This is a genomic window from Aquirufa sp. (assembly GCF_044377215.1).
GTDB lineage: Bacteria > Bacteroidota > Bacteroidia > Cytophagales > Spirosomataceae > Aquirufa.
In genome coordinates this window covers 1-16,403 of the sequence record NZ_JBILJM010000026.1, presented here as the reverse complement: position 1 = coordinate 16,403, position 16,403 = coordinate 1, and the positions used below count along the sequence as shown (strand labels likewise).

General features: G+C 41.1%; 14 protein-coding genes. 8 read left to right on the top strand and 6 right to left on the bottom strand.

Features of this window, described 5'->3' with window-relative positions; translation table 11 throughout:
• Nucleotides 1–18: 18 nt before the first annotated feature.
• From ACIQ6T_RS08515 to ACIQ6T_RS08485, 7 genes are all read left to right on the top strand, one after another.
• The gene (locus ACIQ6T_RS08515) at nucleotides 19–1,470 is read left to right on the top strand and encodes a tagaturonate reductase (protein ID WP_395785473.1); all 1,452 of its coding nucleotides are present in this window, start codon (nucleotides 19–21) and stop codon (nucleotides 1,468–1,470) included.
• 5 nt (nucleotides 1,471–1,475) lie between these two features.
• Nucleotides 1,476–2,879 carry a glucuronate isomerase gene (gene uxaC, locus ACIQ6T_RS08510; RefSeq protein ID WP_395785472.1) on the top strand — a complete coding sequence of 468 codons (1,404 nt, stop codon included), beginning with the start codon at nucleotides 1,476–1,478 and terminating at the stop codon, nucleotides 2,877–2,879.
• 2 nt (nucleotides 2,880–2,881) lie between these two features.
• A complete protein-coding gene (locus ACIQ6T_RS08505) occupies nucleotides 2,882–3,892 on the top strand; it encodes a PfkB family carbohydrate kinase (RefSeq protein WP_395785471.1) in 1,011 nt (336 codons plus the stop codon).
• Between the two features lie 2 nt (nucleotides 3,893–3,894).
• The gene (locus ACIQ6T_RS08500; RefSeq protein WP_395785470.1) at nucleotides 3,895–4,557 is read left to right on the top strand and encodes a bifunctional 4-hydroxy-2-oxoglutarate aldolase/2-dehydro-3-deoxy-phosphogluconate aldolase; all 663 of its coding nucleotides are present in this window, start codon (nucleotides 3,895–3,897) and stop codon (nucleotides 4,555–4,557) included.
• A gap of 20 nt (nucleotides 4,558–4,577) precedes the next feature.
• Complete coding sequence (locus tag ACIQ6T_RS08495; RefSeq protein WP_395785469.1) at nucleotides 4,578–5,858, top strand: MFS transporter; 1,281 nt, start codon at nucleotides 4,578–4,580, stop codon at nucleotides 5,856–5,858.
• Between the two features lie 176 nt (nucleotides 5,859–6,034).
• On the top strand, nucleotides 6,035–6,850 hold the full coding sequence (locus tag ACIQ6T_RS08490) for a UDP-2,3-diacylglucosamine diphosphatase (protein ID WP_395785468.1): 816 nt from the start codon (nucleotides 6,035–6,037) through the stop codon (nucleotides 6,848–6,850).
• Nucleotides 6,802–7,944 (top strand): glycosyltransferase family protein, encoded by a 1,143-nt coding sequence (locus tag ACIQ6T_RS08485; protein WP_395785467.1) that lies wholly within the window; start codon nucleotides 6,802–6,804, stop codon nucleotides 7,942–7,944. The genes ACIQ6T_RS08490 and ACIQ6T_RS08485 overlap by 49 nt, the downstream gene beginning before the upstream one ends.
• 84 nt (nucleotides 7,945–8,028) lie before the next feature.
• On the opposite strand, the gene ACIQ6T_RS08480 is transcribed toward ACIQ6T_RS08485, so the two are convergent.
• From ACIQ6T_RS08480 to ACIQ6T_RS08470, 3 genes are all read right to left on the bottom strand, one after another.
• The gene (locus tag ACIQ6T_RS08480; protein ID WP_395785466.1) at nucleotides 8,029–9,486 is read right to left on the bottom strand and encodes an inorganic phosphate transporter; all 1,458 of its coding nucleotides are present in this window, start codon (nucleotides 9,484–9,486) and stop codon (nucleotides 8,029–8,031) included.
• A gap of 341 nt (nucleotides 9,487–9,827) precedes the next feature.
• Complete coding sequence (locus tag ACIQ6T_RS08475; RefSeq protein ID WP_395785465.1) at nucleotides 9,828–11,039, bottom strand: T9SS C-terminal target domain-containing protein; 1,212 nt, start codon at nucleotides 11,037–11,039, stop codon at nucleotides 9,828–9,830.
• A 1-nt stretch (nucleotide 11,040) separates the two neighbouring features.
• A complete protein-coding gene (locus tag ACIQ6T_RS08470) occupies nucleotides 11,041–13,581 on the bottom strand; it encodes an outer membrane beta-barrel protein (protein ID WP_395785464.1) in 2,541 nt (846 codons plus the stop codon).
• A 311-nt stretch (nucleotides 13,582–13,892) separates the two neighbouring features.
• Between ACIQ6T_RS08470 and ACIQ6T_RS08465 the strand changes: the two genes are divergently transcribed.
• Entirely contained in the window at nucleotides 13,893–14,246 is a 354-nt protein-coding gene (locus ACIQ6T_RS08465) for a hypothetical protein (protein WP_395785463.1), read from the top strand.
• Between the two features lie 101 nt (nucleotides 14,247–14,347).
• Here ACIQ6T_RS08465 and carA read toward each other — a convergent pair whose 3' ends face one another.
• The 3 genes from carA to ACIQ6T_RS08450 form a co-directional block, all read right to left on the bottom strand.
• Nucleotides 14,348–15,448 carry a glutamine-hydrolyzing carbamoyl-phosphate synthase small subunit gene (carA, locus tag ACIQ6T_RS08460; protein WP_395785462.1) on the bottom strand — a complete coding sequence of 367 codons (1,101 nt, stop codon included), beginning with the start codon at nucleotides 15,446–15,448 and terminating at the stop codon, nucleotides 14,348–14,350.
• Between the two features lie 87 nt (nucleotides 15,449–15,535).
• Nucleotides 15,536–16,192, bottom strand: coding sequence for a 50S ribosomal protein L17 (rplQ, locus tag ACIQ6T_RS08455; protein WP_395785461.1), 657 nt, complete (start codon nucleotides 16,190–16,192; stop codon nucleotides 15,536–15,538).
• Between the two features lie 83 nt (nucleotides 16,193–16,275).
• On the bottom strand, nucleotides 16,276–16,403 hold a 128-nt coding region (locus ACIQ6T_RS08450; protein WP_395785483.1), incomplete at its 5' end, for a DNA-directed RNA polymerase subunit alpha C-terminal domain-containing protein.

Below are 16,403 nucleotides of genomic sequence, written 5' to 3'. Positions count from 1 at the left end.
AAAACACAAGCGTAACGTATGCCCATCTTATCGAAACAAAATTTTGCCGCCGGATTTACATCCACGATTCCGGTTCAATTACCTAAACAAGAAGTTTTTTCCTATCCAGAAAAAGTGCTGCAATTTGGCACGGGTGTATTGCTGCGTGGTCTATGTGATTATTACATCGACAAAGCGAATCGCCAAGGGATTTTCAAAGGACGTGTAGTTCTTGTCAAATCTACAGATCGTCCAGGTGCGGATGCGTTTACGGAACAAGATGGCTTATTTACACATTGCATAAAAGGTATAGAGAATGGCGTTGCCATTGAAGAAACGGTAATTAATGCATCCATTTCACGCACACTAACGGCGGCGACGGAATGGAACGCTATTTTAGAATTGGCGCAAAGTGCCGACATGCAGTTGATCATTTCCAATACCACGGAAGTAGGTATTCAATATGTGGCTAATGACCCGATTTCGGGAGTAAGCCCAAAATCTTTTCCCGCTAAATTACTCGCATTTTTAGTTGCTCGTTTCGACCACTTCAATGGGTCTGCAGAATCGGGCATGGTGATTGTGCCTACGGAGTTGATTATCAATAATGGTGATGCTTTAAAAGACATCGTCTTGAAATTAGCGGCGGATCACCAGTTACCAGCAGCATTTATTACGTGGCTAAACACACACAACCATTTCTGTAATTCATTAGTGGACCGTATCGTTCCTGGCGCGCCTGATGCGCAAACGAACGCGGCAATTTGTGCTGATTTAGGCTATACAGACAAGAATTTGATTATCTCCGAGGTATATAGTTTGTGGGCAATCCAAGGTGGTAGCCGTGTAAAAGACGTTTTAAGTTTTGCCAAAGCTGACGCGGGAGTTGTCATCGCAGAGGACATTGAAATCTACCGCGAATTGAAACTTCGCCTCTTAAATGGGACACATACACTGATGTGCGGTATGTCTTATTTACTCGGTTTTCGCCTCGTTAAAGATGTGATGGCCAATGGCTACTTAAGCAAACTTGTGATGAATTTAATGTTGAGCGAACTCGCGCTGGCCATTCCATATAAAATGGATTTCAAAGTGGCGGATCGTTTTGGCCGTTCGGTATTAGATCGATTCCGTAATCCATTTATTAATCACAAATTGATTGATATTACGGTTCAATACACGACCAAAATGCGGATGCGCAATGTGCCCTTATTGATTAATTACTACAAGGAATTTGGCAAAGCGCCGGAATTATTTGCCATGGGATTTGCTGCATATTTGCAGTTTATGCATGCAGTGAAAGAAGAAAATGGCAAGTACTTTGGCGATTCAAATGGTGAGCTATATCCGATCAATTGCGATTATGCTAGCTATTTTTACGAAGCTTGGAAAGATTTTGATTTGAAAAAAATATTGGCAGATACAAGCCTTTGGGGTGCTGACTTAAGTGCATTACCTGGCTTTGAGCAAGCCGTACAGAAATACGTATAGAAACTATGAAAGCATTTTTAAACGCAGATTTTATTTTACAAACGGCTACGGCGCAGCAACTATACCATGATTTTGCGGCCGATATGCCCATTATTGATTACCACAATCACCTGGTGCCCCAACAAATCGCGGAGGACAAACAGTTTGATAACATCACGCAAATCTGGTTGGCCGGCGATCACTACAAATGGCGTGCGATGCGTGCGCATGGTGTAGATGAAAAATACATTACGGGTAATGCGAGTGACGAGGAGAAATTCATGAAATGGGCTGAAACGGTTCCGTATACCATGCGCAATCCGCTCTACCACTGGACACATTTGGAGTTGCAACGGTATTTCGGTGTGACGGAATTGTTGAATGCGGAATCAGGAAAACGTATTTACGACCATTGCTCTGCCCTGCTTCGTACAAAGGAATACTCGGTCAAAAATCTATTGTTGAAAATGAACGTGAAGGCGCTATGCACGACGGATGATCCGATCGACGATTTGGCGTATCATAAGCAAATTGCGGCGAGTGGATTTAGCGTTAAAGTTTTACCTACGTTCCGTCCAGATAAAGCGATGGGTGTCGACGATGAAATCGTGTTTATTGAGTATGTCAATGCGCTCGCGGCTACGGCTGGCGTGAGCATTCGGACGCTTGCCGACTATAAATCAGCGATTAAATCGCGCCATGATTTTTTCCATGCGGCGGGTTGTCGATTAAGTGATCATGGGCTAGAACATATTTATGCAGAAGAATTTACAGAGGAAGAAATCGAACATATTTTTGAGCGATTAATCACGGGTAAATCTTTGAATAAAAAAGAAAAATGGCAGTTTAAATCGGCCATGCTAATCTATTTTGCACATTTAGATCATGCGCGTGGGTGGACGCAACAGTTCCATCTAGGAGCCCTTCGCAATAACAATGCGCGCTTATTGGGTGCTTTGGGACCTGACACCGGGTTTGATTCCATCGGTGATTTTGAGCAAGCGAAACCACTATCGGCATTCTTAAATCGCCTGGATTCAACGAACCAACTAGCCAAAACAATTCTATATAATTTGAACCCGCGGGACAATGAATTATTTGCCGCGATGACGGGGAATTTTCAAGATGGAACGCTAGTAGGAAAAATACAATTTGGTTCAGGCTGGTGGTTTTTGGATCAAAAAGATGGCATGGAAAAGCAGATTAATGCGCTTTCCAACATGGGTATGTTGAGTCACTTTGTGGGGATGTTGACAGACTCACGCAGTTTCCTTTCTTTCCCGCGTCATGAGTATTTCCGCCGAATCTTGTGTAATTTGATCGGCAATGATGTCGAAAATGGCGAATTGCCAGCCGACATGCCTTGGTTAGGGAAGCTAGTGCAAGACATTTCGTATACCAACGCATCTGAATTTTTTAATTTCGAATAAGCATGAAAAAAGTAGTCACATTTGGGGAAATTATGGGGCGCTTAAGTCCTCCGGGGTATAGTCGCATTGTGCAGGCGCAGTCGCTCAATATAACTTTTGGTGGTGGCGAGGCGAATGTGGCAGGCGGATTAGCTCATTTAGGAATTCCTACAAAACACGTTACGCGCTTTCCAAATAATGAATTGGGAAGAGCTGCAGCTGGATATTATGCGCAGGTTGGCGTAGATACGTCGGACATGATTTATGGTGAAGGTCGTTTGGGATTATATTTTGTGGAGTTTGGTGCGGCGATGCGTCCGAGTAAAGTGACTTATGACCGAGCAGATTCAGCTTTTGCAAATTTAGTTCCTGCTGAATTTAATTGGACCGAAATCTTCAAAGATGCGTGTTGGTTCCATTGGACGGGCATTTCACCTGCCATTTCGGAATCTGCTGCGCAAGCCTTACGCGATGCAATTGCTACGGCTAATGCGATGGGGATCACGGTTTCAGCGGATGTGAATTACCGCAAGAACCTTTGGCAGTATGGAAAAACTGTTCAAGAAGTGATGCCTGAATTGATTGACGGATGCGACATTATTGTGTGTGGCAAAGGGGATGCCGAAGATATCTTAGGTATCGTTCCCGATGGAAGCACGAAAAGCGGTTGGCATTCCATATCTCAGCAAATCATGGCGCGATTCCCGCGCTTGAAAAAAATCATTAATACGAAACGCGGACAAATTTCCGCTTCGCAAAATACACTTTCGGCTGTGTCCTTTGATGGCGAAAAAGTTTTAAAATCGGATACAGTTGAGATTAGCCAAATTGTAGACCGTATCGGTGGTGGAGATGCTTTCATGGCTGGCTATATTTACGGCCATTTAATTTATGGAGATGAAGCCCAATCCTTGTCATTTGGGGTAGCGGCCTCCGCGTTAAAGCATACCATAGAAGGTGATATCAATCGGGCGAATTTGGATGAAATAGAATTAGTAATGAAAGGCGACTTAAGTGGTCGTTTAAATCGATAAATATGGCCAGAAATAGTTCGGCGGTGGTATACCAGCGCTTCTCAGAAACTCCGATTATCCCTTTATTTTTTAATGCGGATTTGGGCGTTGCCCAGTCGGTGTTAAAAGCATGTTACGATGGGGGCATTCGCGTATTTGAATTTACAAATCGCGGGGCAGAGGCGCCTGCAATTTTTGCCAAATTAATCGATTATTGCGAGAAGGAATGTCCGGATTTGGTATTAGGTATAGGTACAATTTATGATGCGAAACAGGCGAATGAATTCATTCAAATGGGTGCTGATTTCATGTTGCAGCCGTTTACGACTCCTGAAGTAGGTGAAGTTTGTGCGAAACATGATGTGCCTTGGATGCCTGGTACGATGACCTTAACGGAGATTCGTAATGCAGAAGTTTTGGGTGCGAAGATTGTAAAAATTTTCCCAGGCAACGTGGTAGGACCTGGATTTGTAAAGGCACTCAAAGGACCGATGCCTCATTCGAAAATTATGGTGACGGGTGGCGTGGAACCTACGCATGAAAGCATGAAAACTTGGTTTGATGCAGGTGCCGCCGTCGTGGGTATGGGGTCACAATTATTCCCTCCTGCGTTAATTGCCAAACAAGATTATCAAGGAATTTCGAATACTATAAGTGATTTAATACAAATTTATCGGAGCTTATAATGCTCCAAAACCTCTAAACCATGAATAAAATAGGAACGTACCGCTGGCGAATTTGCGCTTTGCTCTTTTTCGCTACGACGATTAATTACTTGGATCGCCAGGTGATTGGTTTGTTGAAACCCGTGTTAGAAGATCAGTTCAACTGGTCGGAGACGGACTATTCGAATATTGTCATCACTTTTCAGGCGGCGTATGCCATCGGTTTATTGGGGTTTGGTGGGATCATTGATCGCATTGGAACTAAGCTTGGGTATTCGATTTCGATTGTCGTTTGGAGTATCGCGGCGATGTTGCATGCCATGGCAACGGGTACCTTGAGTTTTGCGTTTATGCGTGGGTTGCTGGGTTTAGGTGAGGCGGGAAATTTCCCGGCGGCGATTAAGACAACTGCGGAATGGTTTCCTAAAAATGAACGCGCGTTAGCGACGGGAATATTTAATTCGGGAGCGAATATTGGGGCCGTGGCTGCTCCTATTTTAGTGCCTTGGATTTTAGGTATTTACGGCTGGGAAATGGCCTTTATTGTCACTGGGGCCATTGGATTTATTTGGTTGATTTTCTGGTGGTTTTACTATGAGGTTCCTTCGAAACACAAGATGCTTTCTAAGGAAGAGTTCGATTATATTCATGCGGATAAAGAGGAGAAAGATGAGAATCAGGATCCGGTTAAATGGGGACGGTTATTTGGGTTTAAACAAACGTATGCATTTGTATTTGGAAAGATGTTAACGGATCCTATTTGGTGGTTTTTCTTGTTCTGGTTGCCTTCGTATTTCAGTGAGCGTTTCCAATTGGATTTGAAGAAGCCGAGTTTGGAATTGATTATTGTATATACGGCAACGACCATTGGAAGTATCGGTGGCGGCTGGTTGTCTGGCTATTTGATTAACAAGGGATGGCCATCATTCAAGGCGCGTAAGTATTCGATGCTAGGATTTGCCTTGGCAGTTGTGCCGATTATGTTGGCACGTTACTGTGAAAACATCTGGCAAGCTGTTGCCTTGATTTCATTGGCAGCGGCCGCGCATCAGGCTTGGAGTGCGAATATTTATTCGATTGCGACAGACATGTTCCCGAAGAAGGCCGTTAGTTCGGTGATTGGTATTGGCGGGATGGCTGGATCTGTGGGTGGTATTTTCTTTCCTATGATCGTAGGGGCACTACTTGATAAATATAAGTTATTAGGTAATATCAATGATGGCTATAATATCATCTTCTTACTGTGTGGAAGCGCCTATATATTGGCTTGGGCGATCATTTACACCATAGCTCCGAAACTGGAGACGGCGAATATCGATTAATTGATATACTATTTTTTGTATGGGTACGTTAGCTTTGGCACACCTTAAAGGTGTGCCAAAGCTTAGCCAAAGCTTAGCCAACGCTTAGCCAAAGCTTAAGAGTTTACGATTTCATAATGCTCCGTTAATTCAGGCCTTACATTCGGCATGTATTTTTGTTAAACGAAATACATGCCATGCGGCCAACTTACAAGACAATCGTCATCTCCGATTTACACCTAGGGAGTAAAGGAGCAAAAGCCAAAGAAGTAAATGATTTCCTACGCGCAAATTCCTGCCACCAGCTGATTCTCAATGGAGACATCATCGATGGGTGGCAATTGAAAAAGGGAGGTTCTTGGAAAAAGAAACACACCGGATTCTTTCGCGCCGTCCTTAAAATGATGGACCGTTTTGATACGGAAGTTATTTATCTGCGCGGTAACCACGATGACTTTTTAGACCAGATTTTGCCATTGAAAATTGGCAAGCAATTTTCAATCCGACAAGATTACATGTTGGCCTCTCACGGTAAAAAATACTTCATCACGCACGGAGATATTTTTGATAGCATCACGAGCCAAATGAAATGGCTAGCGTATCTAGGGGACATAGGTTACACGTTTTTATTGTGGTTGAACAAGTGGTATAATCAATACCGCAGCTGGCAAGGTAAGCCCTATTATTCCTTATCTCAAGTTATCAAACAAAAGGTTAAAGCAGCCGTGAATTTTATCTCCGATTTCGAGGAAAAATTAGCGGAACTAGCGAAAGCAAAAGGTGCCGACGGCATTATTTGTGGACATATTCATAAAGCAGAAATCAAGCAAATAGACGGAATCACTTACATGAATTCAGGTGATTGGGTGGAGTCATTAACCGCACTAGTGGAAACACATGAAGGCGAGTGGCAATTAATCGACTACCCTGCTATTGACATATCAAGTGATTTAAACGAAATTTTATGGGAAGGTTCATCTTTACCGTTCAAGGGGAAGGTCGCGGCCATTTAACCCAAGCGATTTCACTTACTCAGATTGCCCGAGAAGCGGGACATGAAGTAGTCGGTTATGCCGTTGGTTCATTCCAAGGAAGGAAGATTCCGTCCTTTTTTGCCCAATTTATAGGCGACACCCCCCTCATTCAATACGAAAGTCCGTCGATCAATTACGGCAAAGGGAAGTCGGTGCAACTCGGAAAAACCGCCCTGCAGGCGTTTACGAAATTTGGCACATACTGGAAAAGCGCGGCCCAACTAGGTGATTTCATTGATGCATTACAACCTGATGGAATCGTTAATTTCTATGAATCAATCACCGGCTTATACAACCTAAAATCAGGTTCTAAGATTCCCTGTATGTCGGTAGGTCATCAATACCTATTGCTGAGTGACCATTTTGAAACGATTCCAGAAAAAGCGGTAGATCGATTTTTACTGAATATCAATACCAAAATTACAGCGATTGGTTCTAGCAAATTATTGGGATTGTCCTTCCGTTCTATGCCAAATGACCTCAAACGCAATATCATTACCGTTCCCCCTTTATTACGCCAAGAAGTTAAATCAATCCAACCTCAATCAGGAGAAAGGTGGTTGGCCTATTTAACACATTACCGACTAGCAGATGAAATTATGACCTGGTCGGCACTAAATCCTGAGGTGAAATTGGATTGTTTTTGGGATAATCCTACGCGCAAAACAGCATACCAATTTTCAGATTCGTTGACCTTTCATCCCATTGATGCTGAAAAATACCTAACCAAAATGACGCACTGTGCAGGGTTAATTACAACGGCAGGATTTGAGTCGGTGGCAGAGGCGATGTACTTGGGCAAACCTGTCATGATGGTTCCGGTACCAAATCACATTGAACAAATGATTAATGCGCATGATGGTGAATTATCAGGTGCGGGGGTTCAGGCGCGTAGCTTTGACCTAACTGTTTTTAAAGACTATTTACCGAAGCATGCCTCGGTTCAAGATACCTTCCAGCACTGGGTGACGCAGGTAAATTTTGCCTATCACATGACAGATTTAATTCGTAAACCAGCGGCAAATGCTACATTCAGTCCACGGAATGAAGGGGGCTTATCCACTAGCTGGTAAAAGATCGTTTAATTTAATGATGAAGTAAAAACAAAAGCCGAAGGAATATTTCCCTCGGCTTTCTTGATTTATGAACTTTTTTACTTACCCCGAAATCCATCGAAAGAAAACAAATAGGGCTGCGGAAAGTATAATGGTAACAGGAAGCGTTAAGATCCAAGCCATCACAATATTTTTAACCGTACCTCCTTGCAAATTCTTAATGCCGCGATTGGCAACCATCGTTCCTGCGATACCTGATGATAATACGTGTGTTGTACTTACTGGCCATTTATAGGCCGTAGCTAAACCAATAGTTAAGGATGCGATTAATTCAGCAGAAGCTCCTTGGGCATATGTCAAATGGTTTTTACCAATCTTTTCTCCGATAGTCACTACAATTCGTTTCCAGCCAACCATCGTTCCAAGACCAAGTGATAAGGCGACAATCCACATCACCCAAGCGGGAGCGAAATCGGTAACGCCCGCCATTCCACTGGATGAGCTAGAACCGAAGCTAAAGAAAGGAGCTTTTTTGCCGGCAGTAGCTTTTTTAAGCGCATTTAAATCTGTGCCCGAAAGAGCTACAGATTCACTTTCGATTAATTTTTTAGCATTTTTATTGATCGTCAAAGCCGCTTTACGTATATCAAATTTCTGTGCTGTGGTTAAATTGGCAGGCGTTACACCTTCCACTAAAATTACTTTTAAATCAGCACTAGACTCAAGCACTTTGTGATAACTCTCAACTTCTTTTTCAGAAAGGGGAATTGTATCAATTTTAGCCACAATTTGTTGAACCTGAACTAAGCTAGCTTTCACTTCAGGAATATTCAAATTCGTATTCACGGCAAAATACCCGGGTAAAAAAGCAATCAAAATAACCATGACTAAACCAATCCCTTTTTGGCCATCATTCCGTCCATGGAAAAAAGAAACCAAGGTACATGTAGCAACTAAAATAGCGCGAATCCACATGGGAGGGGGCGTATCTTTTTTAGGCTCTTTAAATATATCCTTGTTTTTAACGGTTTTTTTCAAAATGTACATCAGGATAATGGCTAGAGCAAAACCAAAAATTGGAGATAATAGCAACGCCTGACCAATCTCAATAGCCTTATCCCAGTTGATGGCCGAAATACCTTTATTCGAATTTTCGGGCAACAACGCATGTCCTACCCCAATTCCGATAATAGATCCAATTAATGTATGTGAACTTGATGCTGGAATACCAAAATACCACGTACCTAAATTCCATAAAATAGCGGAGATTAAAAGCGCGAGTGCCATCGCCATGGAATGATACACATTGGAATCAATGAGCAGTTCGGTGGGGAGGAGCCCAATAATACTCATGGTTACACCTACACCCCCTGTTAAAAGTCCTAAGAAGTTCATAAAACCTGACCAAACAACGGCTTGCGAGGGCTTTAATGAATGTGTATAAATAACGGTGGCTACCGCATTGGCTGTATCGTGAAATCCATTAACAAATTCGAATGCGCAGGCTGCAAATAAGCAAAAGAACAACAGAAACAAGAGAGTTGGATCGAGTCCGAACATAGGAGGTTGGTTAAAGAATTCGAAATTTAGCAAATTTAAAATAAAGCACCCATTTCCATATTACAGAATTGTTAAGAAAGAAGATACTATTTAAGCCAACCTCATGAATTCACTACTTATTCATGCTTTTAACTTACACATGTTTTTGACATGGCAGCCGGAACCTGTGAATCTGTACTTTCTGGTAGACCTGGTTTATGTTAAATGGGTTGGGGTTCTTAATCAAAGCTAACTTACACATTTAACTGACCGGATAATAGCAATTAAAATTTAGGCTATAACTAAGAAATGCCGGCAGGAAGCCCCACCGACATTTTCTTTATTACACCAATATAAAGTGTTTAGTTTCCTTTCGTAGGGAAACGAGTCCAACCTGTTGTCCAGCTTGGTTTTTCTAATTTTAAAATTTCAGCGTTTGTAGACTCAATCTCTGTGTTTCCATCAGCCAGTGCCTTTGTTTTGACATCAGCAGAGCTGATGATTGTAGTTGCTCCACTAATGAAATTCCTTGACGTGTTGGTCGTATAGGTACCTATTTTGTTGTTTTTGAAGATTGACTTTCCATCCTTATAAGCTTGTGCTGTCTCATTACTTTCCAAGCTAAATCCACCCTTCATATAGCCAATAAAAGTTGAGTTAGTTACTTCGAATTGAGTAGCACGTCTCCAACGCATCGCTAGGTTGTGATTAGAAAGTGCAACTGGATCATTTGGCCCAATTAAAACCAGGTTATCTAAAACTGGACGAGTAAATGGTGTCGCTGAAGAGCCTGTTCCGTCATTATCGCACTCAATTCCATTTCCTGCATCACCCGTATCTACGAATTGTGGATCACGTCTTGAGATAGAGAATGAAACTTTACCCGTGTAACCAAAATCAAAGTCATAGTCATCATCAGCTGTTGCATAGGCATATAAATATTTAGGGGAAACTGTTCCACCAAAGAATTCAAATGCATCATCATTTGCATAGATTGTCTGTACATTTTCAATCACAGTCTTGCTACCCACAGCACCCAAAGTCAAGGCATTGATTTCTGAGTTAGGTAAAGCTGCAATACCTGCATATTCAATACGCACATATTTCATCACACCACTGTTATCCTCATCATTCGAGCCGCCATAAGCGCGGCCGATACCCCCTTCGATAGTTGGCTCTGAATTACGATTCGTTTTTGCTCTTCCTAGGATAACGATTCCTCCCCAATCCCCTGGAGCGCGTTCGCCAGCAGGCCTACCAGATGTAAATATGATTGGCTTGGCTGCTGTACCCTCCGCTTGAATTTTCGCCCCTCGCTCGATACACAAAGCTCCCTTCTCAGAGATATCACTTTTGATAACTGTTCCCGGTTGAATAATTAATGTAGCTCCATCGGTTATGTAAACGTATCCTTTTAATGTCCACTCCTTATCCGCAGTTAACGTAGTAGTTACGGAAATGTTACCACTTAATGTTGTTGTGGATGGCACGTTTATAGGTGCGACTTCGCCTCCTAAATCCTTTGAGCAGCCAAATGTAGCTAAAGCTGCTACGATAAAAAGTAATTTTTTCATGTTAGAAATTGTAATTAACGGTGAGTGAAACGGATGTTTCGTTATTTGTTTTAATTAATTCACGTGAAGGCTTTTGGTAGAAAACAGTAGGCTGAGCTAGGATATCGCTCACCGCCAATTTTATTTCTCCCTTGTTATATTTTCTTAAGAAAACGATATCAATTACGTCTCTTGAGTTTTCAAAAATGTCTGGATAGCCTTGGAAGCCAACCGAAGCAATACGGTCACCTACCCGGTTATAAGTCAAATTGATAGTGTTTAACTCTTTGTGAAAGTTCAATCCTCCATTCAAAGCATAATTAGATTGACCTTGCAGCTGGCGTTTAACCCCCTGTACTTTCACCTCAGATTGAATTAATGCCATGTTAGAATAAAGATCCAACCAAGAATTAATTGATTTTCTGAATTCCATTTCCAAACCATAAACTAAGGCAGATGGCGGATTGGTGTAGGTCAAAGCTAAATTCGAAGGAACTGATCCATCAGCTACAATTTGCTCAATAGGCTTAATGAATTTCTTTCCAAAAACACCAACAGAGAAGATTTCTCCCGCATTGGGATAAAGTTCCCACTTAAAGTCCACATTGTAGATATCAGATTTTTCTAAATCTTTGTTTCCCAATAACTGCGCATTTCGAACGAAATCATAGTAAGCAAAATTGGCTACCTCACGGAACTCCGGTCTAGCTAAGGTTTTACTTAGGGAGGTCCTCCATTTCGTTTTCTCTGTAGCAGCAAAGGTTAAATTCAACGACGGTAATAGATCTAAATATTCGCGTTGAACATTTACTTTTTGGCCACTAAAGTCAGCTGTACCAATCGTAAATACGTTGTATTCTGTTCTCAAACCCGTGTTTAACTTGAACAAACCCATTTCTTTTTCGTACATCACAAATCCACTAGCTAAGTCAAAGTCCGCCGTGTAGCGATCCGTATTATTCGTTATCTCACCTAACATATCGATGGTTTCATAACGGAAAACACGTGCCTTGAAATTTCTATATTTCTTCAAATAAGCCATCCCTACCTTAAAATCACCAATGGACTTATTTATCGCTGCATTCCCTGAATTTTCATCCATCACACTCCAGAAGCGGTAAGTGTCTCTCCAAGCCGTTAGGAATGGATTACCCGAGTTTAAATACGATGCTGTAGGATTTACACGGTAATCAGGCTGATCACGAAGCATTAAATTATAACCCACGTTAAAATCCCAAGTCTTGATTTTCGCATCAAATTGAGTATTAACCACCATTTTGCGAATTGCATTCGAAGAATTACTAAACACGTTTTGGACATTATCGTAATTTTCTCCTGTTCTGTTTAAGAAGTAATCTTCTGTTTGGTAATTCGCTATGGTTTTCCAGCTATAACGGTTTTCGCCTAAATAGACCACATTCAATAAACCGCTTAACGACTTCGTTTGGGAGAAGTTAATGTCTTTGTATTTGTAGGCTAAATCCGTAGAAGACAAATAATCAATCCGCTCTGTGGTATTTGAGGAGAAGGTATTTCTCGCTGTAGAACTAAATAATACGTTCCAATTATTTTTCTTTAGGCCAAAAGAGATACTACCATTGATATTAGGAATACTTGATGATTCAGAAATAGCTGGCGAATCAATCAATTTCGTATAAGCACGTTTATCTCCGTTACCACTAACGCGAAAGGTATTCGTCGAAGGGAAAACAGATGGGAAAGCGACAGATTCATTTAATCTGAAGTTTTGAAAGGTAGATAAAGAGCCATAGCTAAGCCCTAAGGAAGCGGACGCAAAATCACCAGAAACCTCTTTTGTTGTAATCTGAACTAAACCTCCAGCAAAATCACCTGGCAAATTAGCGGCAGCCCCTTTATTAATAATAATGTTATCAATTAATGCCGTAGGAATAATGTCAAAAGAAAAGGCACGACGATCTGGTTCCGTGGAAGGCAACTGTGTTTTATTTAATAAGGCAGAATTATAACGATCGGCTAGACCGCGTACTAATACGAATCTATCATTTTGGATAGTAACACCACTCACACGCTTCAAAGCATCACTTACATTTCTATCGGGAGTTTTCTTGATTGATTCAATCGATAGACCATCTGCCACGATGTAACTGGCTTTTAATGTATTAATTAACGCAGCCGCCGTTTCCTTCTTTGCAACGGTCCTCACAACTACATCAGAAAGTAATTTACTATCCTCTTCTAATTCAATGGAAACAATAACCGGATCTGCTCCAACTACAAAAGAATTATTGACAAATTCTTTAAAACCCACATAACTTGAGCTTAACGTATATTTCCCAGGGGCTACATTTTGAAATATAAATTTACCATCAACGTCAGAAGATGCTCCAATATTTTTTCCTGTAGCTGGATTCTTTAACCAAATAGTAACACCTATAAGTGTCTCCTTAGATGATTTGACAACCCCAGAAACTTGAGTCTGACCAAAAGAAAAAAGTGGAAATAATAATAAAAGAATTAATTGGTGTTTAAATGGATTCATGATGGAATTGGTGTGAAATAATTTAATTCTTGACTTAATCATGAATCAAAAGTATAACAGCCAATTCCGTAAACTATTAAGCTAATGTAAGGCTTTTGTTATGCTAATATTAAATCGAAGTTCGATCAGTTAACAATTTGGTAACACAGGATTTGCCTACCGAATTTTCCAATAAAATTTCATTATTTCGACGTATTTTATAGTACAATTCCAAGAATTATAATTTTTTATAGAAGAACTTTCTTGAAAAAGTGAAATTTAATGCGGATTTAATTTGTGGGTTATTTCAAACACATACATTTGAATCATCAAACGGAACTAATCCGCCTAAACAGTACAAAACAAACACGCTTATGAAAAAGTCCATTACAAACACTATAGCTGTCGCAATTTTTGCCGCTAGCATGTCCATGACTTCTCGCGCACTAGCCGTAGAAGTAGGTTTACCCGTAAGCATCAATCAGGTTGGGAAAATGAAATTCCTAGTTAGTACAGAACCTAATTCAAAATTGTTTGTGATTATATACGATACGGATGAACAAATCATTCATCAGGAAGCTATTTCAAGTCGCAAACTTTACAATTTTGGAAATTTATTAGATGGGAAATATCGAATGGAAATAAGAAATGCCAACAAGCAAATCATTCAAACCAAAAAATTCAACATTTTAACTGAAACCAAACGCGATTTAATTGCGATACAATAGGTACATCAACAAGTGAAAGATTAAGGGTAAAAGGGCGCGGAGATTCTGCGCCTTTTTGTATGCCCAATAAAAAAGCCCGATTAATTAAATCGGGCTTTCTATTAGTTCAATAGATCTACAAACTGATCAAACAAATACCGCGAATCATGCGGTCCTGGAGACGCCTCTGGGTGATGTTGGACCGAAAATGCCTTACGGCCTTTTACCCGTAAGCCTTCCACCGTCTGGTCATTTAAATTAATATGTGTCAATTCTGCTTTTTCAGAAGATTTCAAATCATCCATCTTCACGGCAAAACCATGATTTTGTGAGGTAATTTCAGACAACCCTGTAATCAGATTCTTCACTGGATGATTCAATCCACGATGTCCATTATGCATTTTATACGTAGATAACCCACAAACTTGAGCCAAAATCTGATGACCTAAACAAATGCCAAAAACCGGTTTGTCGCTTGCTAAAAACTGTGATACCGTCTCAACGGCATACGGCATCGTAGCCGGATCACCTGGACCATTCGAAACAAAGTACCCATCTGGATTCCACGCTGCAATTTCAGCATAGGATGTTTTGGCCGGGAAAACTTGTAAGTAACAATCCCGTTCCGCAATGTTTGACAAAATACTTTTCTTTACGCCCAGATCCAAGACAGCTACCTTTTTACTTGCAGAAGGATCACCAACAAAGTAAGCTTCTTTCGTACAAACTTGAGAAGATAATTCTAGTCCTTCCATGGAAGGAATCTTAGCTAACTCAGCCTGTAAGGTGGGCAAATCAAAAATCTCCGAAGAAATCAAACAGTTCATGACACCTTTCGTCCGAATGTGACGCACAAGTGCACGGGTATCAATCCCTGAAATACCGACTAAATTGGCCTTCGCTAAATAATCCTGCAAAGATCCATCGGCCGTTTCACGTGAATGAATACTAGCAAACTCATTACATACCATACCGGCGATTTGAACTTGGCTAGATTCTGCTTCAAGTCCATCGATCACACCGTAATTCCCGATGTGTGCTGTGGTATTAATAATTACTTGGCCACTGTAAGAAGGGTCGGTGTAAATTTCTTGATAACCTGTCATTCCGGTATTGAAGCAAATCTCTCCACCATGGGTCCCAATCTTGCCTAAAGCCTTGCCATGAAACAGAGTTCCATCTTGTAATAACAGTACTGCGGGTGTCGACTCAGTAACTTTCATAAATATGTGCTAGCTAATTAATTTTCAATCCTAAAAAAAGGGCTTCAACGAATTGTTGAAGCCCTTCCAAAAAATCGGGGAAACGAATTAAGCGTCTTCTCCTTTTTCTTCTGTAGACTCCTCTGTTGCAGGTGCTTCAGGAGCATCTTCAACGACATCAGCAGCTGGAGCTTCTGCTACAACTTCTTCTGCGGCTGGCGCTTCTTCAACAACTTCTGCAGCTGGTGCTTCCGCTACAACTTCAGCAGCTGGTGCTTCTTCAACAACTTCAGCAGAAGGCGCTTCAGCAACTGGTGCTGCGGCTACTGCCTCATCTTTCTTAGCTCCTGCACGACGACTACGACGTGTTTTTCCTGCTTTTTCTGCAGCTGCAGCTAACATAGTTTCGTTGAAGTCAACTAGCTCGATGAAACACATTTCTGCGTTGTCACCTAAACGATTGCCTAACTTAATAATACGTGTATAACCACCTGGGCGATTCGCTACTTTCTCAGAAACGATGCTAAACAATTCTTTGATGGCATCCTTACTTTGTAAATAAGAGAAAACCACACGACGATTGTTTGTGCTGTCAGTTTTTGATTTCGTGATCATTGGCTCAATGTATTTACGCAACTCCTTTGCTTTCGCAACTGTTGTTTCGATACGTTTGTGCAAGATTAACGAAGTGGCCATATTGGATAATAAGGCTGCTCTGTGGGAAGCTGTTCTTCCTAAGTGATTGAATTTTTTACCGTGTCTCATTGTTGTAATTCGTAAGTTAAAAGCTCTTTCGAGCTGCGGTTAGTATGCGACTTGCATACCACCTATTACTTTTAGTTTAAGTATTAATCTTCGTCTAAACGATATTTAGATACATCCATTCCGAACGTTAGACCTTTTTCTTCGATCAATTGCTCTAACTCAGTTAAGGATTTCTTACCAAAGTTGCGGAACTTCATCATATCTGAAATTT

Excerpts from the sequence above, each read along its gene's own strand:
- carA (WP_395785462.1), bottom strand. The coding sequence starts at position 15,448 with ATGAAAGTTACTGAGTCGACACCCGCAGTACTGTTATTACAAGATGGA.
- rplQ (WP_395785461.1), bottom strand. The coding sequence starts at position 16,192 with ATGAGACACGGTAAAAAATTCAATCACTTAGGAAGAACAGCTTCCCAC.
- ACIQ6T_RS08475 (WP_395785465.1), bottom strand. The coding sequence starts at position 11,039 with ATGAAAAAATTACTTTTTATCGTAGCAGCTTTAGCTACATTTGGCTGC.
- ACIQ6T_RS08465 (WP_395785463.1), top strand. The coding sequence starts at position 13,893 with ATGAAAAAGTCCATTACAAACACTATAGCTGTCGCAATTTTTGCCGCT.
- ACIQ6T_RS08485 (WP_395785467.1), top strand. The coding sequence starts at position 6,802 with ATGGGAAGGTTCATCTTTACCGTTCAAGGGGAAGGTCGCGGCCATTTA.
- ACIQ6T_RS08495 (WP_395785469.1), top strand. The coding sequence starts at position 4,578 with ATGAATAAAATAGGAACGTACCGCTGGCGAATTTGCGCTTTGCTCTTT.
- ACIQ6T_RS08470 (WP_395785464.1), bottom strand. The coding sequence starts at position 13,581 with ATGATTAAGTCAAGAATTAAATTATTTCACACCAATTCCATCATGAAT.
- ACIQ6T_RS08505 (WP_395785471.1), top strand. The coding sequence starts at position 2,882 with ATGAAAAAAGTAGTCACATTTGGGGAAATTATGGGGCGCTTAAGTCCT.
- ACIQ6T_RS08490 (WP_395785468.1), top strand. The coding sequence starts at position 6,035 with ATGCGGCCAACTTACAAGACAATCGTCATCTCCGATTTACACCTAGGG.
- ACIQ6T_RS08515 (WP_395785473.1), top strand. The coding sequence starts at position 19 with ATGCCCATCTTATCGAAACAAAATTTTGCCGCCGGATTTACATCCACG.
- ACIQ6T_RS08500 (WP_395785470.1), top strand. The coding sequence starts at position 3,895 with ATGGCCAGAAATAGTTCGGCGGTGGTATACCAGCGCTTCTCAGAAACT.
- uxaC (WP_395785472.1), top strand. The coding sequence starts at position 1,476 with ATGAAAGCATTTTTAAACGCAGATTTTATTTTACAAACGGCTACGGCG.
- ACIQ6T_RS08480 (WP_395785466.1), bottom strand. The coding sequence starts at position 9,486 with ATGTTCGGACTCGATCCAACTCTCTTGTTTCTGTTGTTCTTTTGCTTA.